The sequence below is a fragment of the Halobellus sp. LT62 genome, assembly GCF_037031285.1.
GTDB classification, from domain to species: domain Archaea; phylum Halobacteriota; class Halobacteria; order Halobacteriales; family Haloferacaceae; genus Haloquadratum; species Haloquadratum salinisoli.
On record NZ_JAYEZO010000001.1, the window covers coordinates 264,918 to 285,461 of the forward strand.

The 20,544-nt window shown below is 66.0% G+C and carries 19 protein-coding genes; 11 read left to right on the forward strand and 8 right to left on the reverse strand.

What is annotated here, in order from left to right; translation table 11 throughout:
* Nucleotides 1–28: 28 nt before the first annotated feature.
* A complete protein-coding gene (locus U5919_RS01270; protein ID WP_336021715.1) occupies nt 29–286 on the reverse strand; it encodes an HAH_0734 family protein in 258 nt (85 codons plus the stop codon).
* 208 nt (nt 287–494) lie between these two features.
* On the opposite strand from U5919_RS01270, the gene U5919_RS01275 reads away from it, so the two are divergent.
* Genes U5919_RS01275 through U5919_RS01295 form a run of 5 tightly spaced genes read left to right on the forward strand, consistent with a single transcriptional unit; the run spans nt 495 to nt 2,773 of the window.
* Complete coding sequence (locus U5919_RS01275) at nt 495–776, forward strand: 50S ribosomal protein L44e (protein WP_144902386.1); 282 nt, start codon at nt 495–497, stop codon at nt 774–776.
* Between the two features lie 2 nt (nt 777–778).
* Nucleotides 779–964, forward strand: coding sequence for a 30S ribosomal protein S27e (locus tag U5919_RS01280; RefSeq protein ID WP_336021716.1), 186 nt, complete (start codon nt 779–781; stop codon nt 962–964).
* Nucleotides 965–988: 24 nt separating this feature from the next.
* Nucleotides 989–1,792, forward strand: a complete 804-nt coding sequence (locus U5919_RS01285; RefSeq protein WP_336021717.1) for a translation initiation factor IF-2 subunit alpha — start codon at nt 989–991, stop codon at nt 1,790–1,792.
* A gap of 35 nt (nt 1,793–1,827) precedes the next feature.
* Nucleotides 1,828–2,010: an RNA-protein complex protein Nop10 gene (locus U5919_RS01290; protein WP_336021718.1), complete on the forward strand. Its 183-nt coding sequence runs from the start codon at nt 1,828–1,830 to the stop codon at nt 2,008–2,010.
* 4 nt (nt 2,011–2,014) lie between these two features.
* Nucleotides 2,015–2,773 (forward strand): proteasome assembly chaperone family protein, encoded by a 759-nt coding sequence (locus U5919_RS01295; protein WP_336021719.1) that lies wholly within the window; start codon nt 2,015–2,017, stop codon nt 2,771–2,773.
* A gap of 63 nt (nt 2,774–2,836) precedes the next feature.
* Here U5919_RS01295 and U5919_RS01300 read toward each other — a convergent pair whose 3' ends face one another.
* A complete protein-coding gene (locus U5919_RS01300; RefSeq protein WP_336021720.1) occupies nt 2,837–3,736 on the reverse strand; it encodes a PhzF family phenazine biosynthesis protein in 900 nt (299 codons plus the stop codon).
* A 125-nt stretch (nt 3,737–3,861) separates the two neighbouring features.
* Here U5919_RS01300 and U5919_RS01305 point away from each other — a divergent pair, with 125 nt between their 5' ends.
* The 4 genes from U5919_RS01305 to U5919_RS01320 all read left to right on the forward strand — a co-directional run bounded on the left by U5919_RS01305 (nt 3,862) and on the right by U5919_RS01320 (nt 7,489).
* Complete coding sequence (locus U5919_RS01305) at nt 3,862–4,575, forward strand: phosphoribosyltransferase (RefSeq protein ID WP_336021721.1); 714 nt, start codon at nt 3,862–3,864, stop codon at nt 4,573–4,575.
* Between the two features lie 137 nt (nt 4,576–4,712).
* A complete protein-coding gene (locus U5919_RS01310; RefSeq protein ID WP_336021722.1) occupies nt 4,713–5,669 on the forward strand; it encodes an AEC family transporter in 957 nt (318 codons plus the stop codon).
* A 284-nt stretch (nt 5,670–5,953) separates the two neighbouring features.
* Entirely contained in the window at nt 5,954–6,814 is an 861-nt protein-coding gene (gene mtnP / locus U5919_RS01315) for an S-methyl-5'-thioadenosine phosphorylase (RefSeq protein WP_336021723.1), read from the forward strand.
* 81 nt (nt 6,815–6,895) lie between these two features.
* On the forward strand, nt 6,896–7,489 hold the full coding sequence (locus U5919_RS01320) for a hypothetical protein (RefSeq protein WP_336021724.1): 594 nt from the start codon (nt 6,896–6,898) through the stop codon (nt 7,487–7,489).
* 30 nt (nt 7,490–7,519) lie between these two features.
* Here the strand turns inward: U5919_RS01320 and U5919_RS01325 are convergent, their stop codons facing one another.
* From U5919_RS01325 to U5919_RS01340, 4 genes are all read right to left on the reverse strand, one after another.
* The gene (locus tag U5919_RS01325; protein ID WP_425604186.1) at nt 7,520–8,500 is read right to left on the reverse strand and encodes a segregation/condensation protein A; all 981 of its coding nucleotides are present in this window, start codon (nt 8,498–8,500) and stop codon (nt 7,520–7,522) included.
* On the reverse strand, nt 8,493–12,125 hold the full coding sequence (smc, locus tag U5919_RS01330; RefSeq protein WP_336021725.1) for a chromosome segregation protein SMC: 3,633 nt from the start codon (nt 12,123–12,125) through the stop codon (nt 8,493–8,495). The genes U5919_RS01325 and smc overlap by 8 nt, the downstream gene beginning before the upstream one ends.
* A 29-nt stretch (nt 12,126–12,154) precedes the next feature.
* Entirely contained in the window at nt 12,155–12,613 is a 459-nt protein-coding gene (locus U5919_RS01335; RefSeq protein WP_336021726.1) for a DUF7518 family protein, read from the reverse strand.
* A gap of 164 nt (nt 12,614–12,777) precedes the next feature.
* The gene (locus U5919_RS01340) at nt 12,778–13,641 is read right to left on the reverse strand and encodes an alpha/beta hydrolase fold domain-containing protein (protein ID WP_336021727.1); all 864 of its coding nucleotides are present in this window, start codon (nt 13,639–13,641) and stop codon (nt 12,778–12,780) included.
* Between the two features lie 149 nt (nt 13,642–13,790).
* Here U5919_RS01340 and gatB point away from each other — a divergent pair, with 149 nt between their 5' ends.
* Nucleotides 13,791–15,281 carry an Asp-tRNA(Asn)/Glu-tRNA(Gln) amidotransferase subunit GatB gene (gatB, locus tag U5919_RS01345; RefSeq protein ID WP_336021728.1) on the forward strand — a complete coding sequence of 497 codons (1,491 nt, stop codon included), beginning with the start codon at nt 13,791–13,793 and terminating at the stop codon, nt 15,279–15,281.
* Between the two features lie 133 nt (nt 15,282–15,414).
* On the opposite strand, the gene U5919_RS01350 is transcribed toward gatB, so the two are convergent.
* Nucleotides 15,415–16,347 (reverse strand): hypothetical protein, encoded by a 933-nt coding sequence (locus U5919_RS01350; protein WP_336021729.1) that lies wholly within the window; start codon nt 16,345–16,347, stop codon nt 15,415–15,417.
* A gap of 509 nt (nt 16,348–16,856) precedes the next feature.
* Here U5919_RS01350 and U5919_RS01355 point away from each other — a divergent pair.
* On the forward strand, nt 16,857–19,445 hold the full coding sequence (locus U5919_RS01355) for a DNA topoisomerase I (RefSeq protein WP_336021730.1): 2,589 nt from the start codon (nt 16,857–16,859) through the stop codon (nt 19,443–19,445).
* Between the two features lie 99 nt (nt 19,446–19,544).
* On the opposite strand, the gene U5919_RS01360 is transcribed toward U5919_RS01355, so the two are convergent.
* A complete protein-coding gene (locus tag U5919_RS01360; protein ID WP_336021731.1) occupies nt 19,545–20,483 on the reverse strand; it encodes a phosphoribosyltransferase HisG-related protein in 939 nt (312 codons plus the stop codon).
* Between the last annotated feature and the right edge of the window lie 61 nt (nt 20,484–20,544).

Here is a 20,544-nt window from a genome sequence, read left to right on the forward strand (position 1 = left end):
CGAACGCCCGCGCCGCGGTCTGACTGAGTTACGCGCCGCGCTTTTCGATGACGGTCACGGCCTCTGCGTCGACGGCGACGACGTCGAGGAAGTGAGGGACGAACTCCCGCTTCTCGAACGCTTCGCGTTCGTCCTCGCTGCCGACGGTGCACCACAGTTGCGGGCGGTCGGCACCGTGGTAGTCGCTCTGGCGGTCGATGCCGAAGCAGATGACCTCCTCGCCGTCGACTTCGATGGTCGCGCCGCGTCCGATGCCGGGGTCCCCGCGGATGATGACCTTCTTCATACGAGCCCGTTTGCTCAGTCGGGGCTTAATCGCTTCGGAGACGGTTCGGTGGGGACTCAGCGCGATGCCGAGACCGACGCGTGGCCAGCCCGTGTGTGACACGAACCCGCACCACAGGCGCGAGACCGTCGAAACGCGGCCGTCGGCGTCGATCCGAACCAAACGGGTTTTAACTGGCGATGTCGAAACAGGCACAAGGTCGATATCTATGGAAATGCCACGCCGATTCAACACGTACTGCCCGAACTGTGACGGGCATCACGAGCACGAAGTCGAGAAGGTCCGCTCGGGTCGCTCGACGGGAATGAAGTGGAACGCCCGACAGACCCGCCGCAACAAGGCGGTCATCGGAAACGCCGGTAAGTTCTCGAAGGTGCCCGGTGGCGACAAGCCCACCAAGAAGACGCACCTGAAGTACATCTGCTCGGACTGCGGCAAGGCCCACATGCGAGAGGGATGGCGCGCGGGCCGCCTCACGTTCCAGGAGTAACGATGGCAGGGAACTTCTACCGCGTCAAGTGTCCGGATTGCGACAACGAACAGGTCGTCTTCGGCAAGGCGTCGACGACCGTCAACTGCGCCGTGTGCGGCACCACGCTCGCGACGCCGACCGGCGGCGACGCCGAGATTCACGGCGAGGTCGTCGAGACGGTCGAGCGACGCTCGGCCGAGGCGTAAGTCTCCGTTCGGAGGATCTAATATATGAAGTACAGCGGTTGGCCCGAGACGGGTGAGCTCGTCGTCGGCGAAGTCGACGAGATAACCGATTTCGGGGTCTTCGTCGACCTCGACGAGTACCAAGACAAGCGCGGCCTCTGTCACATCAGCGAGGTCGCGAGCGGCTGGATCAAGAACGTCCGCGATCACGTCCGCGTGGGTCAGACGGTCGTCGCGAAGGTGATCGACGTCAACGAGGGCTCCCAGCAGATCGATCTCTCGATCAAAGACGTCAACGAACACCAGCGCAAGGACAAGATCCAAGAGTGGAAAAACGAGCAGAAGGCCGACAACTGGATGGAAGTCGCCTTCGGCGAGGACCTCGAAGACGAGCGCTACAGCGACATCGCCAACGCGCTTCTCGCGGAGTTCGAGTCGCTCTACGACGGCTTCGAGGCGGCGGCCATCCACGGCACGAGCGCGCTCGAAGACGTCGACCTCGACGACGAGGAGATCGAGGCCATCGTCCAGACGGCCAGAGAGAACGTCTCCGTCCCGTACGTGAACGTCACGGGCTACGTCGACCTCCGGTGTCCCGCCGGCGACGGCGTCGACCGGATCAAGGAGGCGCTGCAGGCCGCCGAGGGCGACGACGGCGACGTCCCCGAGGAGGTCGAACTCGAAGTCACCTACGTCGGTGCGCCGGAGTATCGTATTCAGGTGCGCGCGCCCGACTACAAGACCGCCGAGGACGCCCTCGAAGCCGCGGCCGACCGGGCCAGCGAGTCGATCTCGGCGGTCGGCGGCAGCGGCGAGTACCACCGCGAGCGGCACGAGGACGACGAGTAACCCTCGATCCTTTCGCGTAGGAACACTCATCGACCGTGAAATCCGATATTCGAGTCTGTGCGAACTGGCGCGGCGTCCACGACCGACCGGTGTACACGCTGTCTGACACGTGCCCGGCGTGCGGCGGCGCGACCGAGAACTCCGCGCCCGCGCCGTTCGACCCCGAGGACGCCTACGGCGAGTACCGACGCGCTCTTAAACGCCGCGGCCGCGAGTGAGGGTATGGACGATATCGAGATCGAGACGCTCGCAGAGCCGACGCTCCGCGATCCGGTGCTCGTCGAGGGACTCCCCGGCGTCGGTCACGTCGGAAAGCTGGCCGCCGAGCACTTACTGGAGGAGTTCGACTCCGACCTCGTCGCACGCGTGTACGCCGACGAGTTCCCGCCGCAGGTGGGCATCGACGACGACGGCGTCGCCTCGCTGGCGTGCGCTGAGTTCCACGCGGTCGACGCCGGCGAACGCGACCTCCTCGTGTTGACCGGAGATCACCAAGCGCAGTCGCACTCGGGGCACTACCACATCACCGACGCCTTCCTCGACGTCGCCGAGTCGTTCGACGCGAGCGAGGTGTACGCGCTCGGCGGCGTGCCGACGGGCGAACTCGTCGAAGAGCCGGACGTGTTGGGTGCGGTCGCGAACGCCGACGGCATCGAGGCGCTCGAAGACGCCGGCGTCGAGTTCCGCGAGGGCGAACCCGCCGGCGGCATCGTCGGCGTCAGCGGCCTCCTCTTGGGCCTCGGTGGTCGACGCGGCCTCTCGGCGGCCTGTCTGATGGGCGAGACGAGCGGCTACCTCGTCGACCCCACGAGCGCGCAGGCCGTGCTGGAAGTCCTCGAAACCGCCATCGGCTTCGAGGTCGGCTACGACTCCCTCGAAGAGCGCGCCGAGGAGATGAAAGAGGTCGCCGAGAAGATCCAAGAGATGCAGAACCAACAGCAGGGAATGCCGACCGACGACGACCTCCGCTACATCGGCTGAGCGCTCGTTTCGACTGTTCCCCTTCGCTTCTCGCTTCGTCTCCGTTCTTCGCTTTCCCCTCGCTCAGGCTTCGACGATTTCGTCTGCGTTGACGTCTGGGACGACGATATCGCCGTCCAGCGCCGTCACCGCGCGGCCGCCGACGCGAACCTCGCCGGCGACGCGGACGCGGACCTCGCCGGGGCGATCGAGGAAGTGCCCCTGCTCGAAGCGCATCTCATCGGGGAACTCCTCGAACGCGCCGATCTCCCGTAAGTACGCGCCGCAGGCCCCGCTCGCGGTTCCGGTCACGGGATCCTCGTCGATGCCGACGCCCGGCGCGAACGCGCGGGCGTGCAGCGTCGACTCCGCGCCGAGCGCGTCGAACGTGAACGCGTAGATGCCGGCAGCGTCGTGCTCGTCTGCGAGCGCCGCGACGGCTCCGAAATCCGGGTCCGCTGACCCGAGGTTCTGCAGGAAGTTCACCGGCACGATCAGGAACGGGAGCCCGGTCGACGCCACGGCGACGGGCGCGTCGGCACCGACGTCCCGCAACGCGGCCGGGTCGATCCCGAGCGCGCTCCCGAGCCGCTCGTAGTCGATCTCGACGCGCTCGACGCGGGGTCGATCCTGCGTCATCCAGACTGTCCCGTCCAATTCGATTTCGATGTCGAGTTCGCCGACGTTCGTTTCGAGGGTGTGGATTCCGTCGTCGACGACTCCGTCCTCGCGGAGGTGCGCGTGCGCGGCGATCGTCGCGTGTCCGCAGAGGTCGACCTCCTGTCGGGGGGTGAAGTATCGGAGCCGTCGATCGGACGTTTCAGTGGAGAGCACGAACGCCGTCTCGCTCACGGCGAGTTCCCGGGCGATCGACTGCATCTGTCCCTTCGAGAGGCCGCTTGCGTCGGGTACGACACCGGCGGCGTTGCCGGAGAGCGGTTCGGCGGCGAAGGCGTCGACGAGGAGCGCGCGGCGGGTGTTCATACGCAGGTGCACACGGTCGTCGGTGAAAAGTCTCCCTTCCCCGCCGGGGTCGGCCCGTCACGCCGGCCCGAGACGGACAGATTAAGGACCTCGCCGCACCGTTCAACGAACGGTGACCGAAATCTATGGGCGACCTGCCCGATCAGTTCAATTGCACGATCACTAATTGGGAGTACATCTACGGGCTCTGCCGCGACGTCTCAGACCAGGTGAAGGCCGCCGAGTTCGAACCGGACGTCGTCGTCGCCTTGGCCCGCGGCGGCTGGTTCGCCGGGCGGTGCATCTGCGACTTCCTCGGGCTCGACGACCTGACGAGCCTGAAGATGGAACACTACGTCGGGACGGCGCAAAAGGCCGGCGAGCCGGAGGTCCGCTATCCGATGCCGCAGGGCAGCGTCGAGGGCAAGGACGTCCTCATCATCGACGACATCGCCGACACCGGCGGGTCGATCGAGCGCGCTTACGAGTACGTGACCGACCGCGACGCGGGCGAGGTCCAAACGGCGACGCTGCAGCTGCTGCAAACGAGCGAGTTCGAGCCCGACTTCGTCGGTGAGCGGCTCGAAGAGTGGACGTGGATCGTCTACCCGTGGAACTTCATCGAGGACATGATCGACCTCGTCTCCGGCGTGATGGAGAAGGCCGACGAGGAGACCTTCGAGGTCGGGGACGTCCGCCACTACCTCTCGGAGTTCCACTCGGTCGATCGGATCGAGATGGAGATTGCCCAGCCGGACCGGATGGCCGAGGTGATGAGCGAGATGGAGCGCCGCGGCTACGTCGAGTCCGCCGACGGCGAGGCGTGGCGGCTCGTCGCGAACGACGGTATCGGCGCGTAGCCGGGTCGATATGAGTGCGGCGTCAACATGCGGGCGGCATCGACACGCGAGCGGCGTCGCCGCGTCGGTCGCGAACGCCAGCGGTTCGCAATCCGGCGATCGAAGCGTTTGAGTAGCGACTCCGATTTCCCTCCGCTGTGGTCTCTCTCGTCTCCGTCTTCGCGACCGCGATTCTCCCGATCATCGCCGTCGGCGGTGTCGGTTACCTGCTCGGTCGATTCCGCGAGATCGACACCGATCCGCTCAACACCGTCGTCGTCTACGTGCTCGCGCCCGCGCTGGTATTTCACAGCCTCACGACGACGACGCTCGCGCGGGAAACGCTCGTTCGGATTACCGTGGCCATCCTCATCTTCCACGTCCTCACGGTCGTCGTGGCCGAGGCCGCCGGGCGGTTGTTCGGCGTCTCGAAGACGGCGCTCGCGGCCATCGTGCTCGTCGCCGCGTTTCCCAACACCGGAAACTACGGCGTTCCCGTCTCGAACTTCGCGTTCGGAGACACCGGCCGGGCGACCGCCGTCGTGTACCTCTCGGTGCAGGCCGTGCTCATCTGGACAGTCGGCGTGTACATCGCCTCCCGCGGGAACACCGCGAACCGACTCGACGGCGTCCGCCGGGTGTTCAGCGTCCCGCTGGTCTACGCCGTCATCGTCGCGCTCGGCGTCCGCGCGCTCGATCTCGTTCCGCCGGTCGACTCGACCGCGATGTCGACGATCGGACTCGTCGGCGACTCGGCGATCCCGGTGATGCTCCTGCTCCTCGGGATCCAACTGGCCCGGACGAACGTCGGATCGACGCTCTCGGCGGTCGCGGGCGTCGTCGGCCTGAAGATGGTCGTCGTGCCGTTCATCGGCGTCGGCGTCGCGCTCGCGGTCGGCTTTTCCGACCCCGTAGTCGCGCGGACCTTCGTCCTCGAAGGCGCGATGCCCTCGGCGGTGACGCCGCTCATCCTCGTCGGCGAGTTCGCCGAGGGGGAGGTCGCGGGCGTCCCTGTCACCGAATTCGTCTCCACCGCGATATTCGCGACGACGATGGTCTCGGTCGTCACACTCACGGTGCTGATCGCGATCCTCCAGAGCGGTATCGTGGTGTGATACTGTCGGCCGCAAGCCGGTGAACGCCCGCTGCTCCGCTCACTGGCCTCGCGACCTCCGTGATGATGGCGAACAGCCGGCACCCGCTCGAATCGACCGCCAGTCCCGCGCCAGACTGGCGGCCGACCGCCCCCCGCGTCGACGTGCCAGACAACCGCTGCCCGACGCGGGGCTCGATTCAGATCACGGCGCGTCTGGTCCCGGCTTCGTATATAAACCCTCGCTGGGTCCTCTCGCACGCCCGAGACCCACGGATTTTAGCGCCCGCACCCGAACTGTCGCCTATGACGATCGGATTCATCGGCGGGAGCGGGATCTACGACGCGCTCCCCCTCGAAGACACCCGCGAGATCGACGTCGACACGCCGTTCGGAAAGCCCTCCGCGCCGCTGACCGTCGGCGAGTTCGGCGACACCGGGCGGGAGGTCGTCTTCGTGCCGCGACACGGCCCCGACCACCAGCGCTCGCCGACGACGCTGCCGTACCGCGCGAACGTCTTCGCGCTGAAGCAACTGGGCGTCACGCACGTTCTCGCCTCGAACGCCGTCGGCAGCCTCCGCGAGGAGTTACCCCCCCAAACGCTCGTGATCCCGGATCAGATCTACGACCGGACGAAACACCGCGATCTCACCTTCTTCGACGAGGACGTCGTCGTCCACCAGCCGTTCGCAGACCCCTACTGCGCCGACCTCAACGAGATCCTCGCCGACGCCGCGGAGTCGGTCACCGACGCCGACGTCGTCCGCGACGGCACCTACGTCTGCATCGAGGGCCCGCAGTACTCCACGCGCGCCGAGAGCGAGTTTTACCGCGCGCAGGGCTGGGACGTCATCGGGATGACGACGATCCCCGAAGCCAAACTCGCCCGCGAGGCCGAGATGGCCTACGCGACCGTCACCGGCGTCACAGACTACGACGTCTGGAAGGAAGACAGCGAGGTGACGCTTTCGGAGGTGCTCGAAAACGCCGCGAAGAACGAGACCGCAATCAAGGAAACCGTCGAGGCGGCGATCCGGGAGATCCCCGGAGATCACGAATGCGACTGCCACTCGGCGCTCGCGGGGACGATCAACACACCAGACGAGGCGATTTCCGGGGCGACGAAGGCGGATCTGGAGCCGTTGATCGGCGAGTACGTGGAGTAGTCTGCGCTCTGGGACGCGACCGACCATCAGGATGACCGGGTTCTAAGTGAACCGGTCGTGTCGTCTCGGTAACTCGTCGATATGTCTCTCCGCCACGGCAGTCAGCACGGGGCCTTCGGCCTCGTTTCGGTCGGGCTCACGATCAAGCTCCTCCTGAAGAAGGGGCTGTTCTTCGCACACGACATCGTCACCCACCAGCTCCTGAAAGCGCCGCTGGAACTGGTCTTGGTCGAACTCCCCGTTTCGCTGTTCGGCACCGTCGGCTCGTTCGTCGTCGCGACCACCGGAATCGCCGTCCCGAACGCGGCGGCAGGGCTCGTGGTGTGCTACCCGCTCTTGGTCGCGCTCGTCGTGGCGGCCGCCGAACACCCCTCACCCCGCATCGTCGCGAGCTACTGGCTCGGCGCATCGATCGTCACCGCGACGGCGGTCGTCGCGAGCCTCGGGATGGTCCCCGACCCTGCCGGGGTCGGTTCGGGGGTGACCTATCACCTGATCCACCACACGGTCGCCGAACTGCTCCGCACCGCGATGCTTTTCCTCGGCGACGGCATCGTCGCTGCGGGGGCGTTGGCCGGCGTCGAAATCGAGGAGACTGTGGGATTCCTCGTGTCTGTCACCGCCTTTGCGGTCGCCTACGGCGTCCTCTGGGAACGACACGTCGGCCACGAATGAGCCGCGGTCCCGGAGCGGCGCGCGCCGACCTCAGTCGCCGTCCGCGGCCGGAACGACCGCTTCCTCGACGTCCGCTTCAGTCTCTGAGTCACTCTCCTCGAACGTCGCGTCCGGGTGACGAATCCAGAGGTCGCCGAACAGGTCGTCCTGTTCGAGCCGGATCTCGCTGCGGTGTGAGAGAAACAGGAGCGCGAGGTACGTCGTCACCGGCGTCTCGGCGGCCGTCTCGATCTCCGCGAACAGCACCTCGTCGCGGCCGTTGTCGTACTGAACCCAGATTTCCTCGCGAACGGCCGCGATCGACGTCTCGATGTCCTCGCTGTGGGCCGTGTCGGTGACGTCGGCGGCAGTCGGCTCGTCCTCGGCGCGGAACTCGTCGGCCGAGCGGTAATCGAGCGTCTGCGTCCCGCGGCGGTGCCCGCGCGGCGAGTCCGAGGTGTCGTACTCGCGGCGGCGCTTCCACCACGACTGCCGCTCGGCCTCCCGGAGTTCGCGGACGAGTTCGTCCAGCGTCTCGGGCGACCCTCGGGCGTCTTTTCGTTCGAGCCGGCGGTCCATCTCGGCTTCGAGCGTGTCGATCGGATCGAAGCCGGACGCGCCGTCGCCTTCGGCTCCGCCCTCGATCGGGCCGCCGCGTTCGAGCGCGACCTCCCACGGTTCCAACTCCTCCTCGTCGTCCTCGTCGTCGGGTTCCAGCAGCGCGTCGCTCTTCATCCGCAGGAGGACGGCGGCGTAAAAGAGCGCCCGGCCCGACGTCCGGAGGTCGGTCTCATCGAGCGCGTCGAGGAAAGCGTCCGTCGCCGCGACGAGGTCGACGTCCCACGGGTCGATCTCGCCGTCCTCGGCCAACTGCACGAGGAGCTCGACCGGTTCGACCTCGTCTTCGTCGGTTTTTGGGCCGTTCATCGGCGGCCCGCCGCCGGATCCGCCGAGATCGTTGGTTCCGCCGCCCGCAGTGCCGTCGAGGAGCGGCTCGCCGCCCGTCGGCGACGACCCGGCGGAGTCAGTCATCCGCGGGCACCTCCGCCCCCTTTCCGTCGGGTCCGCCGCCCTCATCATCGTCGCCCTCGCCGTCACCCAACTGGATTCCGGTGACGGCGCTGACGTTGTCGCCCTGCATCGTCACGCCGATGGCGCGCTCGGAGCGTTCCAAGAGCGCCGAGCGGTGCGAGACGACGACGAACTGAGCGTCTCCCGAGAGGTCGTCGACCATCTCGCCGACGCGCTCGGCGTTGGCGGCGTCGAGGAACGCGTCGATCTCATCGAGCGCGTAGAACGGCGCGGGGTTGTGTCGCTGGATCGCGAAGATGAACGCCAGCGCCGTCAGCGACTTCTCTCCACCCGACATCGCGTTCAGCCGCTGGATCGGCTTGTCGCCGGGCTGGGCCTTCATCGTCAGCCCGTCCTCGAAGGGATCCTCGGGGTTCTCGAGGTGGAGTTCGCCGGTCCCGTCGGAGAGCCGCTCGAAGATCTCGGTGAAGTTCTCGTTGATCGCGTCGAACGCGTTCATGAACGTCTCTTTCTTCTGGGCCTCGAAGCGGTCGATCCGCTCTGCGATGGCGTCGCGCTCGTCGACGAGGACGTCGCGGCGCTCTTGGAGGTCTTCGAGGTCCGCGCTCACCTCGTCGTACTCGTCGATCGCGAGCATATTGACGGGCTCGAGCGCCTCCATTTCGGACGAAAGGCGTTCGATCTCGGCTTCGACCTCGTCGTGGTCGGGGACGTTCTCGGGGTCGTACTCGCCGACTTCGGCTTCCAGTTCGTCGATCTCCCACGAGAGCCGCTCGACGCTGTCGCGCAGCGAGTCGAGCTTCGACTCGATTCGATCCACCGTCTCGCGCTTCTCGTCGCGCTCGCTCTTGGCCTCCCGCAGCGTCGCCTGCAGATCCGAGCGCTCGGCTTTCAGCTCTTTGAGTTCCTCTTCGAGGTCTGCGACCGCCTCGTGTTTGGCTTCGAGCGCCGTTTCCTTCTCCTCGATCTCGGCCTCCTTCTCGCGGATGTCGTCGCGCGCGTCGGCCTTCTTCTCCTGTGCGGTCTCGATCGTCTCTTCGAGATCCTCGACGGACTCCTCGGCGTACTGCCGCTGGAGTTGCAGCTCGTTGAGCCGCCCGTCGAGGTCGTCCATCCGATCCTCTTTCTCCTCGATCTCGGCGCGGATATCGTCGGCCTTCGCCGTCAGCTCGGGGATTTCCGAGTCCGCGAGGTCGCCTTCGAGGTCGTCGATCTCCGCCTGCACCTCCGCGATCTCGTCGTCGACGCGGTCGATCTCCGTATCGATCTGCCGCATCTCCTCGTCGACGTCGGCGCGCTCCTCGCGGAGCCGCTCGATATCGCCTTCGAGGTCGTCGATCTCCGCTTCGGCGTCCTCGACGTCGGCTTCGGCGTCCTCGACGTCGGCTTCGAGCGAACGGACCCGATCGCGGGCGTCGGAGGCGCGGCTTCTGGCGTCCTCGATGTCCTCTTCTTTCTCGCGGATCTCCGCTTGCAGACTTCGCCGCCGGTCTTCGAGCTCTTCGATCTCCTCGGCGAGCCGTTCGAGTCGGCCGCCGCCGGACTTCGAGAAGGAGTAGCGCGAGCCGCCGCCGGAGCCGCCGGTCATCGCGCCGGAGCGCTCGACGAGGTCGCCGTCGAGCGTCACCATCCGGTAGTCGCCCATCAGGTCCCGCGCGGTGTCCATATCCTCCACGACGAGCGTCGAGCCCAGCACGTAGGAGAAGACGGACTCGTACTGCGCGTCGTAATCCACGAGGTTGCGCGCGAAGTCGACGACGCCGGCGCGATCCGGGAGCTTCGGCAGCCCGCGGTCGTCCATCTTCGTGATCGGGAGGAACGTCGCCCGGCCGGCGTTTCTGGATTTCAGGTAGTCGATACAGTCGGAGCCGACGCGGTCGTCGTCGACGATGACGTGCGCGAGCCGCCCGCCGGCGGCCGTCTCGCAGGCGCTGGCGTACTCGCCGCCGACCGATCCAAGCTCGCCGACGGTGCCGTGGACGCCAGAGATACCCGCGTTCTTGATCGTCGTGACCGCCCGCGGCCACGAGGTGTCGCCGTCGTCGCCCGCGCGGGCTTCGAGTGTGGCATACTCGGACTGCTTCGATTGAATCTCCTCGACGACCTCGTCGAGTTCCGATTTCGACTCGTCGCGCTCCTCGCGGAGCTCCTCGACGACGCCCTCGATCTTCGATTCGTTCTTCTCCGCTTTGTCGAGCTCCGAGTGGAGGTCCGACACTTCGGCTTTCAGATCCGGGATCTTCTCCCGCAACTCCTCGATCTCGTCTTCGGCCTCCGAGATCTCTGTCGCCCGTCGCCGCGTCTCGTCGAGCAGGCGGTCCTTCTCGCGCTGGTGCTCGTTCTTCTCGCTTTTCAGCCCTTCGAGCCGGTCTTTCTTCTCGGCGAGATCGGCTTTCAGCTCGTCGTACTCGGTGTCGACGTCGTCGATCTCGGCTTGCACCTGCGCGAGATCCGTCTCCAAGGAGCCGATGTCGGATTTCACCGACGCCTTCTCGACTTTGACCGAACGGATCTCCTCGTCGAGCTCGTCGATCTCCTCCTGTTTCCGGTCGAGCTGGACGAACGCGTTCCGCCGCTCGCTTTCGGCGTCCTCGATGCGCTCTTCGGCGGCCTCGATCGCGTTCTCCAACCGATCGATCTCGCCTTTCACCTCCTCGATCTCGGATTTGATCCGGAGCTGCTCGTCCTCGCCCTTGCGCTCGATTTCCTTCGTCAACTCGTCGAGTTCGTCTTCGAGCCGGGTGACGCGACCCGCGCGGCGATCGAGTTCCTCTCTGTGCCCTGTGAGTTTCGATTCCGTCTTCTCGACGCGCTTCTCGGTCGATTCGAGGTCCGCGCGCTTGTCTTCGAGCTCCGCCGCCTTCTGGTAGCTCTCGTACTCCTCGCGCTCCTCGCGGAGCGACTGGTATTCGAGGGCGGTCTCGCGCTCGTCTTCGAGCTGTTCGAGTCGGTCTTCCTTCTCCTCGATCCGGAGGTCGGCCTCCTCGATTCGCGCCTCGACGGCGTCCAGCTCCTCGAAGGCGTCCTCCTTCTTCGCGTCGAACTCGGCGACGCCCGCGATCTCGTCGATGATTCCCCGCCGCTGGTAGGCGGTCATGTTGATGATCTCGGTGACGTCGCCCTGCATCACGACGTTGTAGCCCTCGGGCGTGATTCCCGCCTGCGAGAGGAGGTCCTGAATGTCGGATAAATTGCAGGCGCGGCCGTTGAGGTAGTAATACGAGTAGTAGTTGTCCTCGGTCTCCTTGACGCGCCGCTTGACGCTGATCTCCGAGACGTCGCCGATGTCGTCGCTCCCGGCGGCGTTGACGACCTGTGTCCGGTCGAGCGTGCCGTCGCTGTTGTCGAGGACGACCGTGACGGTCGCCTCCTTCGGGCCGGTCGTTCCGCCGTCGCCGTCGTCGCTCCCGTCGGCGTGACCCGGATTGTAGATCAGATCCGTCAGCTTCTCCGCGCGAATCCCGCGCGTTCGTGCCAGGCCGAGCGCGAACAACACGCCGTCGATGATGTTCGACTTACCGGAGCCGTTCGGGCCGGTGACGACCGTGAAGTCCTCGTAGAACGGAATCTTCGTCGTCCGCCCGAAGCTTTTGAAGCCGTCAAGGACGAGCTCTTTGATGTGCATGGGTTGCTCGTGGCGGGCGGAACGCCCGGTTACGCGACGATGATATCGTCGTCTTCGGCCGCCGCCTCGTCGTCTCCCTCACTCTCGTCCGCCTTAGTCTCGTCGCCCTGGGCGTCCGGTGCGTCGTCGGCGCTCGTGAGCCCCTCGTCGGCATCGGCGTCGATGAAGTCCGCGTCGTCGGCGGTCTGTGCGGACGTTTCTCGGCGCGATTCCGCCTGTGCGCGCGGTTCATCGACGCTACTGGCGTCGGTGTCGCCTTGGGTCTCGGCCGCAGAATCGCCCGACTCGGTGTCAGCCTGCTCCGCAGTCTCCGCGGACGACTGCGTGTCGTAGCCGACGGGCCGGCTCCCGGCCGAGAGATCGACTTCGACCTCCTCTTCGAGGAGGCGCACGCGCTCTTTCGTCTCGACGAGCTCTTCTGTCAGACCGTTGACGGCGGCCTGTAGCTCTGCCACCTTCGCTTCCAGCTCCTCCACACGGTTGCTCATAGCGTAGATAGCCCGCCTCCGGCCACATAAACGTACGTCAGACACCTACCCGGGAAGTGATAGATGAGCGACGCGTCGTCGGTGCCGGCGGCGGCCACCGCGCCGTCACCGCGAGGAACCGAACGACACGCAAGCATCGCGACGACACCGGACGTCGGCGACCGTCACCGCAGGTGCCGATCGAAGAACCCCGCGGCCCACTCGAGCGTGAACGCCCGCTGCGTCTCGTGGACGTCGTGACCGGCCCCGGCGGCGACGACGCAGTCGCCCGGCAGGTCGCGCTCCTCCAGCAGATCGTGAAACAGTTCGGAGGCCATCGACGGGGCGACGGCGTCGTCCTCGCCGTGGAGCAGCAGCATCGGAGCCGTGGTGGTGAGCGAGCGGTCGTCCCCGTCTGTACCGAGATAGGTCGACGGCGACGCTCGCGCCCACGCCTCCGGAGCCGACTCTCGATCCCCGCCGAGGAACACGCAGAGCGCCGGCGTCTCCGGCTCGTGTTCGAGCGCGTACGTTCCGCCGACGCCGACGACCGCCGACAGCGCGTCGCTCGCGGCGGCGACGTCGTCGTCGACGACTCTTGGTTCGGGCGCGAACGCGGCGTCGTCGGCTGTCAGCGCCGCCAACACCGCGAGGTGCGCCCCGGCGTCGTAGCCGAACGCGCCGATCCGGTCGGGATCGACGCCGACGGCCTCACTCGACGCGCGGACCCACTGGATCGCGGCCTTCAGATCGCGGAGCTGTGCCGGGAACGCGGCCGCGTCGCTGCCGCGGTACTCCGGCACGACGCAGACGTAACCCCGCTCGGCGAGGTCGAGCGCGTAGCGGGCCAGTTCACCCCGGTCGATCGATCGCCATCGATCGCCGGCGACGAGCACGGTTGCCGCGCGTCGCGCCGCGGTGCTGACCTCGCTCGGTCCGTCGCCAGCGGGTCGGTAGAGATCGAGCCGGAGGGACTCGTCCGCGGGCGTCGCGAACGAGATGCCGCGGCGGACGTCGATCCCGTCGGCGTCGGCGAAGGCAGCGCGCATCGGCTGAGCGGTCGCTCGGTGGTACGGAATAGGTTTCGCTTCCCGTCGAACCGGACGGCGATGTTCCACCGTCGGCGAGGCAGCCAGCCAGTTGCGGCGACTCTCTCGTCCCGTTAGCCTTTAGCCGCACTGCGTCGAACCACGCGGTAATGACCGCGCAAGCGCTCTCCCAGCGCGATCTCGCCACCGTCATCGGGCTGGAGGTCCACGTCCAGCTCGAGACGGATACGAAGATCTTCTGTGGCTGCTCGACCGAAGCGACCGAAGACGAGGAACCGAACAGCCGGACGTGTCCGGTCTGTCTCGGCCTGCCGGGCGCGCTGCCCGTCCTGAACGAGGGGGCCGTCGAGGCGGCCGTGAAGGTCGGCAAGGCGCTCGACGCCGACGTCGCCGAGCACACCCGTTTCCACCGGAAAAACTACTACTACCCCGACCTGCCGAAGAACTTTCAAATCACGCAGTACGACGCGCCGATCTGCGCGGACGGGACGCTCGAAGTCTCCGTCGAGGGGCAGCGCCGCGAGATCTCGATCGAGCGCGCCCACCTCGAAGAGGATCCCGGGAGTCTCCAGCACAAAGGCGGCGGCATCGACACCGCCGACTACACGCTCGTCAACTACAACCGCGCGGGCACGCCGCTTTTGGAGATCGTCACCGAGCCCGACTTCCGCAGCCCGCAGGAGACGCGGGCGTTCCTCGCGAAGTTAGAAGAGGTCCTCGAATACCTCGGCGTCTTCGACGCCGCCCGCGACGGCTCCCTGCGCGTCGACGCCAACATCTCGCTCGTCCCGGCCGACGAGGTCGACGACGACGGCTCGATCGGAACCGAGGCGCTCGAAGCGGCCAATCGGACCGAGGTCAAGAACATCTCCAGTCACAAGGGCGCAGAGCAGGCGCTGGCCTACGAGGTCACGCGGCAGAAGAACGCCGTCCAGCGCGGCCGCGCGGTCGAACAGGAGACGCGTCACTGGGACGAGTCCCGCGGGATCACCGTCTCGATGCGCTCGAAAGAAGAGGAGAAAGACTACCGCTACTTCCGCGAGGCCGACCTGCCGCCGCTTCAGGTCGCCGACTGGAAGGACCGGATCCCGATCCCCGAACTCCCCGACGCCCGTCGCGAGCGCTTCCGCGAGGAGTACGACCTTGACGCCGAGTCGGCGTCGAAGCTCACGTCGACGAAGGAGGTCGCGGACTTCTTCGAGGACGTCGCCGAGGCGTTCGACCCCGACTTGGCGGCGACGTGGGTCGCCGACAACCTCCTCGGCGAACTCAACTACCGCGATATGGAGATCACCGACGTCGACGACCGCCTCGACGAGTTCACCCGCCTCGTCGAACTCGTCGCCGAGGGCGAAATCACCACCAAGAACGCCGAGGAGGTCGTCCTCCGCCGGATGCTTGACGAGGGTGACGATCCCGACGCGATCATCGACGCGGAGGGGCTCGGCACGGCCGACGACGACGAGGTCGCCGTCGCCGTCAGGGAGGCCATCGAGGAGAACCCCGACGCGGTCGAGGATTACCACGCCGGCGAGGGCGGCGCGATCAACTTCCTCGTCGGGCAGGTGATGCAGAAGACCGGCGGGAGCGCGGATCCGGGCGACGTGAACGGGATGCTCCGCGAGCGGCTGGACGAATAGCGCTCCGAGCGACGGAGCGGGGTGCTGTGAGAGCGCTTTCGCAGCGACGGCCTCGTTTAGCCCCAAATTTCGGAAATCGCGGCCTGTAAACCCACTGTCGGATTACTAGCGGGTCCGGAGGTTTTCTGAGTACTTATCGGTCCTCGTCGGGATCGGCATAGTACGTGAAACTGTACTCCGAGACGAGATCTAATAGCCGACTCATATCACCGGTCTCGGTGTCAAACACGTCCTCCCTGTACAGGTCGACGAAATTCGACCAGTCGATTCCTTCGGCGGCTTCGCGGTCCATCGAGATCTGTTGAGATTGCTTCCACTGCGGATTCCCGCCGGTGTCGTAACCGGAGTTGAGAAAGGCGTTGACGGTAACCCGAGAGATCTGGTAGTCGCTCGTGTAGAAGCCCCGAAAAAGGTAGACGGCGAAGACGCTCTGCACCTGCTCAGCTTCTTCGGCCCAGGTTAGCTGATCGCTCTTATAATCCGGGTGTTTTGAGTTCCAGTTGACGTCAACGACCCACCCGTTGTGCGCTTGTGTGAGCGGGAAATCGCGCCAGGAGTCGAAGAACGACCACGGTCGATTGGTGGGGACCTTGTCACCCAGGCCGAACGATGAATCGGCGATTCTCTCAGCTTCGTCCGCGGTCAACTCCGGACCCGGAGCTCGGATCTGATAGGGAACGCTCGTCGAGTCAAGAACTTGGTCATCGGGCGAGACCACGCGTACCTCGACCGATGTGCTCTCTGTAATCGGTGTCTCGAGAGGGACTTCCCCGGAGAATGTCTCGCCGGCAGATATCACCTCGGAACGGACCGTTGTGCTGCCATACTCGATTACCAACCGGTAGTCGACGTTCGCTTGGGCCGACTCGATTAGTATCACTGTTCCCTGACCAGACTGCTGCTGGACGCTAATCGAGCCAGACGGTGTCGGGGACTCGTTTTCGGAATCGAAATCCGGATCATTACCACCTCCCCCACCGTCACTGGTGTCGTCGCTGCCGGAACAGCCCGCTGTGACCGTCGCCGTCAATGCTACGAATGCGCGTCGATTCAGTCGGTGTGTCACGGTCCACCTCCGAGGTCGGGAAGAGCCACCCAAGGGATGCAATCATCGATTGTCAACCGAATTCCAGCGTCACTTTTTGAATGCATAGGCGATACCTCCGGGCGTCATTGAAGCAAGCAGGATGCTTTGTTATGTGTTACCAACACTCATTTGAGGGCGGAAGCGGGGATATGATATAGAACTAATGACACTACTATCGAAACGAGTAACCAAACGACTCAAAAGTTTAGTCGAACATTTCTGATTGTTACCTTTTCCTTATAAGACATCTTGTCAGATAGATTGTCCCATTGGAACGTTATGAGCTCCCGACTTTCATCCGAAGCCGAAGACGCTTGAAGAGGCTACGAACATCCACGATTTGAGGAAAGGGGAGTAGCACCTCGATTCAGCGTAACACGGCCCGCGGCAACTATTACGGCTGTTCCACGCGCACGGGCGCGCTGTCCGCTGATTTGGGGAATTCGAGCGCGAAAGGTTTAGGCCGACCCCTCACCTATCGCCGCCTAATGAGCCAGGGCCCCGAACTCATCATCACCGAGAAGGACAACGCCGCTCGGCGCATCGCGGACATCCTGAGCGGCGGGTCCGCCGAGGCCGATCGGCGCAACGGCGTGAACGTCTACAAGTGGGGCGGCAAGCGCTGCATCGGCCTCTCGGGTCACGTCGTCGGCGTCGACTTCCCGCCGGAGTACAACGACTGGCGCGACGTCGAGCCCGTCGAGCTGATCGACGCGCCGATCGACAAGCACCCGACCCAAGAGAACATCGTCTCGGCGCTCCGACTGCTGGCACGGCGCGCCGGCCGCGTCGTCATCGCGACAGACTACGACCGCGAGGGCGAACTCATCGGCAAGGAGGCGTACGAACTCGTCCGCGAGGTCAACGAGGACGCTCCGATCGACCGCGTGCGCTTCTCTTCGATCACCGACAACGAGGTGATCGACGCGTTCGAGAACCCCGACGAACTCGATTTCAACCTCGCCGCCGCGGGCGAAGCCCGCCAGATCATCGACCTCGTCTGGGGTGCGGCGCTGACGCGCTATCTCTCGCTGTCGGCCCGGCAGCTCGGCGACGATTTCATTTCCGTCGGCCGCGTGCAGGGACCGACGCTGAAGCTCATCGTCGACCGCGAGCGCGAGATCGAGGCGTTCGACCCCGAGGACTACTGGGAGCTGTTCGCCGATCTGGAAACGGCCGACGAGGCGGAGAACGGCTCCTTCGAGGCGCAGTACTTCTACCTCGACGAGGACGACAACGAGGCCGAGCGCGTCTGGGACGAGGACGAGGCCGAGCGCGCCTACGAGACCTTGGAAGTGGCGTCGACCTCGGTCGTCGACTCCGTCCGGCGGCGCACGCGGACGGACGACCCGCCCGCGCCGTTCAACACGACCCAGTTCATCCGCGCCGCCAGCTCGATCGGCTACTCCGCTCAGCGGGCGATGAGCATCGCCGAGGACCTCTACACCGCTGGCTACGTCACCTACCCGCGGACCGACAACACCGTCTACCCCGAGGACCTCGATCCCCGGGAGCTCTTGGACGCCTTCACCGGCACGCGGGACTTCGGCGACGACGCGACCTCGCTGCTCGATCAGGAGGAGATCGAGCCGACCGCGGGCGACGAGGAGACGACCGACCACCCGCCGATCCACCCGACCGCGGAGCTTCCGAGCCACTCGGACCTCACCGAGGACGAGTGGGAGGTGTACGAACTCGTGGTTCGAAGATTCTTCGCGACCGTCGCCGAGTCGGCCACGTGGGAGCACCTCCGCGTCGTCGCGACCGTCGGCGACGACGAGAAACTCTCGCTGAAGGCCAACGGCAAGCGCCTCGTCGAACCGGGCTACCACGCGGTCTATCCGTACTCGAACGCCAGCGAGTCCTTCGTCCCCGACGTCACCGAGGGCGAGGAGTTGGCCGTCACCGAGACGCGGCTCGACGCGAAGCAGACCCAGCCCCCCCGCCGCTACGGCCAATCGCGGCTCATCGAGACGATGGAGTCGATGGGGATCGGAACGAAGGCGACCCGCCACGACATCATCCAGAAGCTCTACGACCGCGGGTACATCGAGAGCGACCCGCCGCGGCCGACCCGGCTGGCCCGCGCCGTCGTCGAGGCGTCCGAGGAGTTCGCCCACCGGATCGTGAGCGAGGAGATGACAGCCCAACTGGAGCGGGATATGCAGGCGATCACCAGCGGCGACGCCACCTTAGAAGAGGTGACAGACGAGTCCAGAGAGATCCTCGAAGCGGTCTTCGAGGGACTGATGGAGTCGGGTGAAGACGTCGGCGAGCACCTCCAGAAGTCACTGAAAGCCGACAAGACCGTCGGGGAGTGTCCCGAGTGCGGCGGCGATCTCGTGATCAGAAAGAGCCGCCGCGGCTCGTACTTCATCGGCTGCGATTCGTACCCCGACTGTACCCACACGCTGCCGCTGCCGTCGACCGGCAAGCCGCTCCTGCTGGAGGAGACCTGCGAGGAGCACGGCCTCGCGCACGTGAAGATGCTCGCCGGGCGGAAGACGTTCGTCCACGGTTGCCCGCTGTGCAAGGCTGAGGAGGCCGACGAACAGGAGGACCTCGTGATCGGCCCGTGTCCCGAATGCGGGGGCGAACACGACGAGGGCGCGACGCCGGAGGCGTCGAGAAGCGAAGGCGGCAACGCCGCCGACGCGGGCGGCGAACTCGCGATCAAGCGCCTCCGCTCGGGCTCGCGGCTCGTCGGCTGCACGCGCTATCCCGACTGCGACTACTCGCTGCCGCTGCCCCGCCGGGGCGACATCGAGGTGACGGAGGAACGATGCGAGGAGCACGACCTCCCGAAGCTGCGGATCGTCTACGACGACGAGGACCGCGAGCCGTGGGAGCTCGGCTGTCCGATCTGCAACTACCGGGAGTACCAGGCCGAACAGAGCGCGAGCGGCTCCGATCTCGAAAGCGTGAGCGGAATCGGCGAAAAGACCGCGGAGAAGCTGAAGAACGCGGGCGTCGAGGACGTCGCGTCGCTGAAGGAAGCCGAGCCCGACGCCGTCGCCGACCGAGTCGACGGCGTCGGTCCCGACACGGTTCGGGAGTGGCAGGCGAAAGCCGACTGATCGGCCGTCGCAGTCGAGCGCGCGTTGGAGTCGACCTCACACCCGAGTCGACCTCGCACCCGAATCGACTCGCTCCCGACGTCGCCTTCGCCGCGCAGCTCAGACTGCGATTTCGGTTTCGTGCGCCGCGGCGGCGAGTGCGTCTCTGACCCGTTCCGCGCCCGGAAGCTCGGCGGACTCCGCGACGTTCTCCATCAGCACGGTCTCGGAGGGGAAGAGGTGTTCTCCGAGGATGAGCCCGTGCTCTCTCGCGGTCGACCCCGTCATCGTCAGGTAGACGCCGAGCCCGGCGTCGGCGACCGCGGCCTCCTCCTCGCGGTCGTCGTCGGGGTACGTGAAGGAGACGCCCTCTAGCGGTCGCAGTCCGAGTACGGCTTCGACGAGCCGTTCGTACCGCGGCGAGATGCACAACTCGCCCTCGTAGTCCGCGACGAACTCCCGGTCGAGATCGGCACCGGGTGGCAGAATCTCCGGGCGGGCCATCAGCGTGTGATACACCGTGTCGCCGAGCCCGGAGACGACGCGGACGTCCGTGTTCTTCGGGTCGATTCGAGCGTTGACGTCGGCCAGCGACTCGACGCCCTCCGATTCGAGTTCGACGACCTCCTCTAAGACGAGGTCGGCGCTGTCGAACCCGAGACCGAACTCGTGGGTGCGGAGCGCGCGGAACGGCTCCTCGCGGCCGACGAACTGGACGGGAACGCCGTCGATGTCGACGGTGAGGCTGTCGAAGACGATTCGACGGGGCATCCCCTGGCGGTCGTCGCGCAGCAGGGTGTACTCCGGGGCGTAGTCGTCGTCGAGATCGGAGTAGGTGGCAAGTCGATGGTAGATATCGGCTTCGGGTTGGGTATGGCCCTTCGTGATCGCTTTCTCGTGTCGCAGCGTCGAGATGATCTCGTCGGCGACGTCTTCAGCGTCGTCGGCCCCACCGGCCGTCGAGCGGAGCGCTGCGACGTCGGCGACGCGTTCGAGAACGGCTTCGAGGGGTCGGCCCTTGCGCGGGACGGCGACGCGAATCGCCTCCGTCTCAGTCATTGTCGAACGCACGGGACCGCGGGGTAAACCGGTTGCGCTTCGCCGATTAGCGGACGCTCTT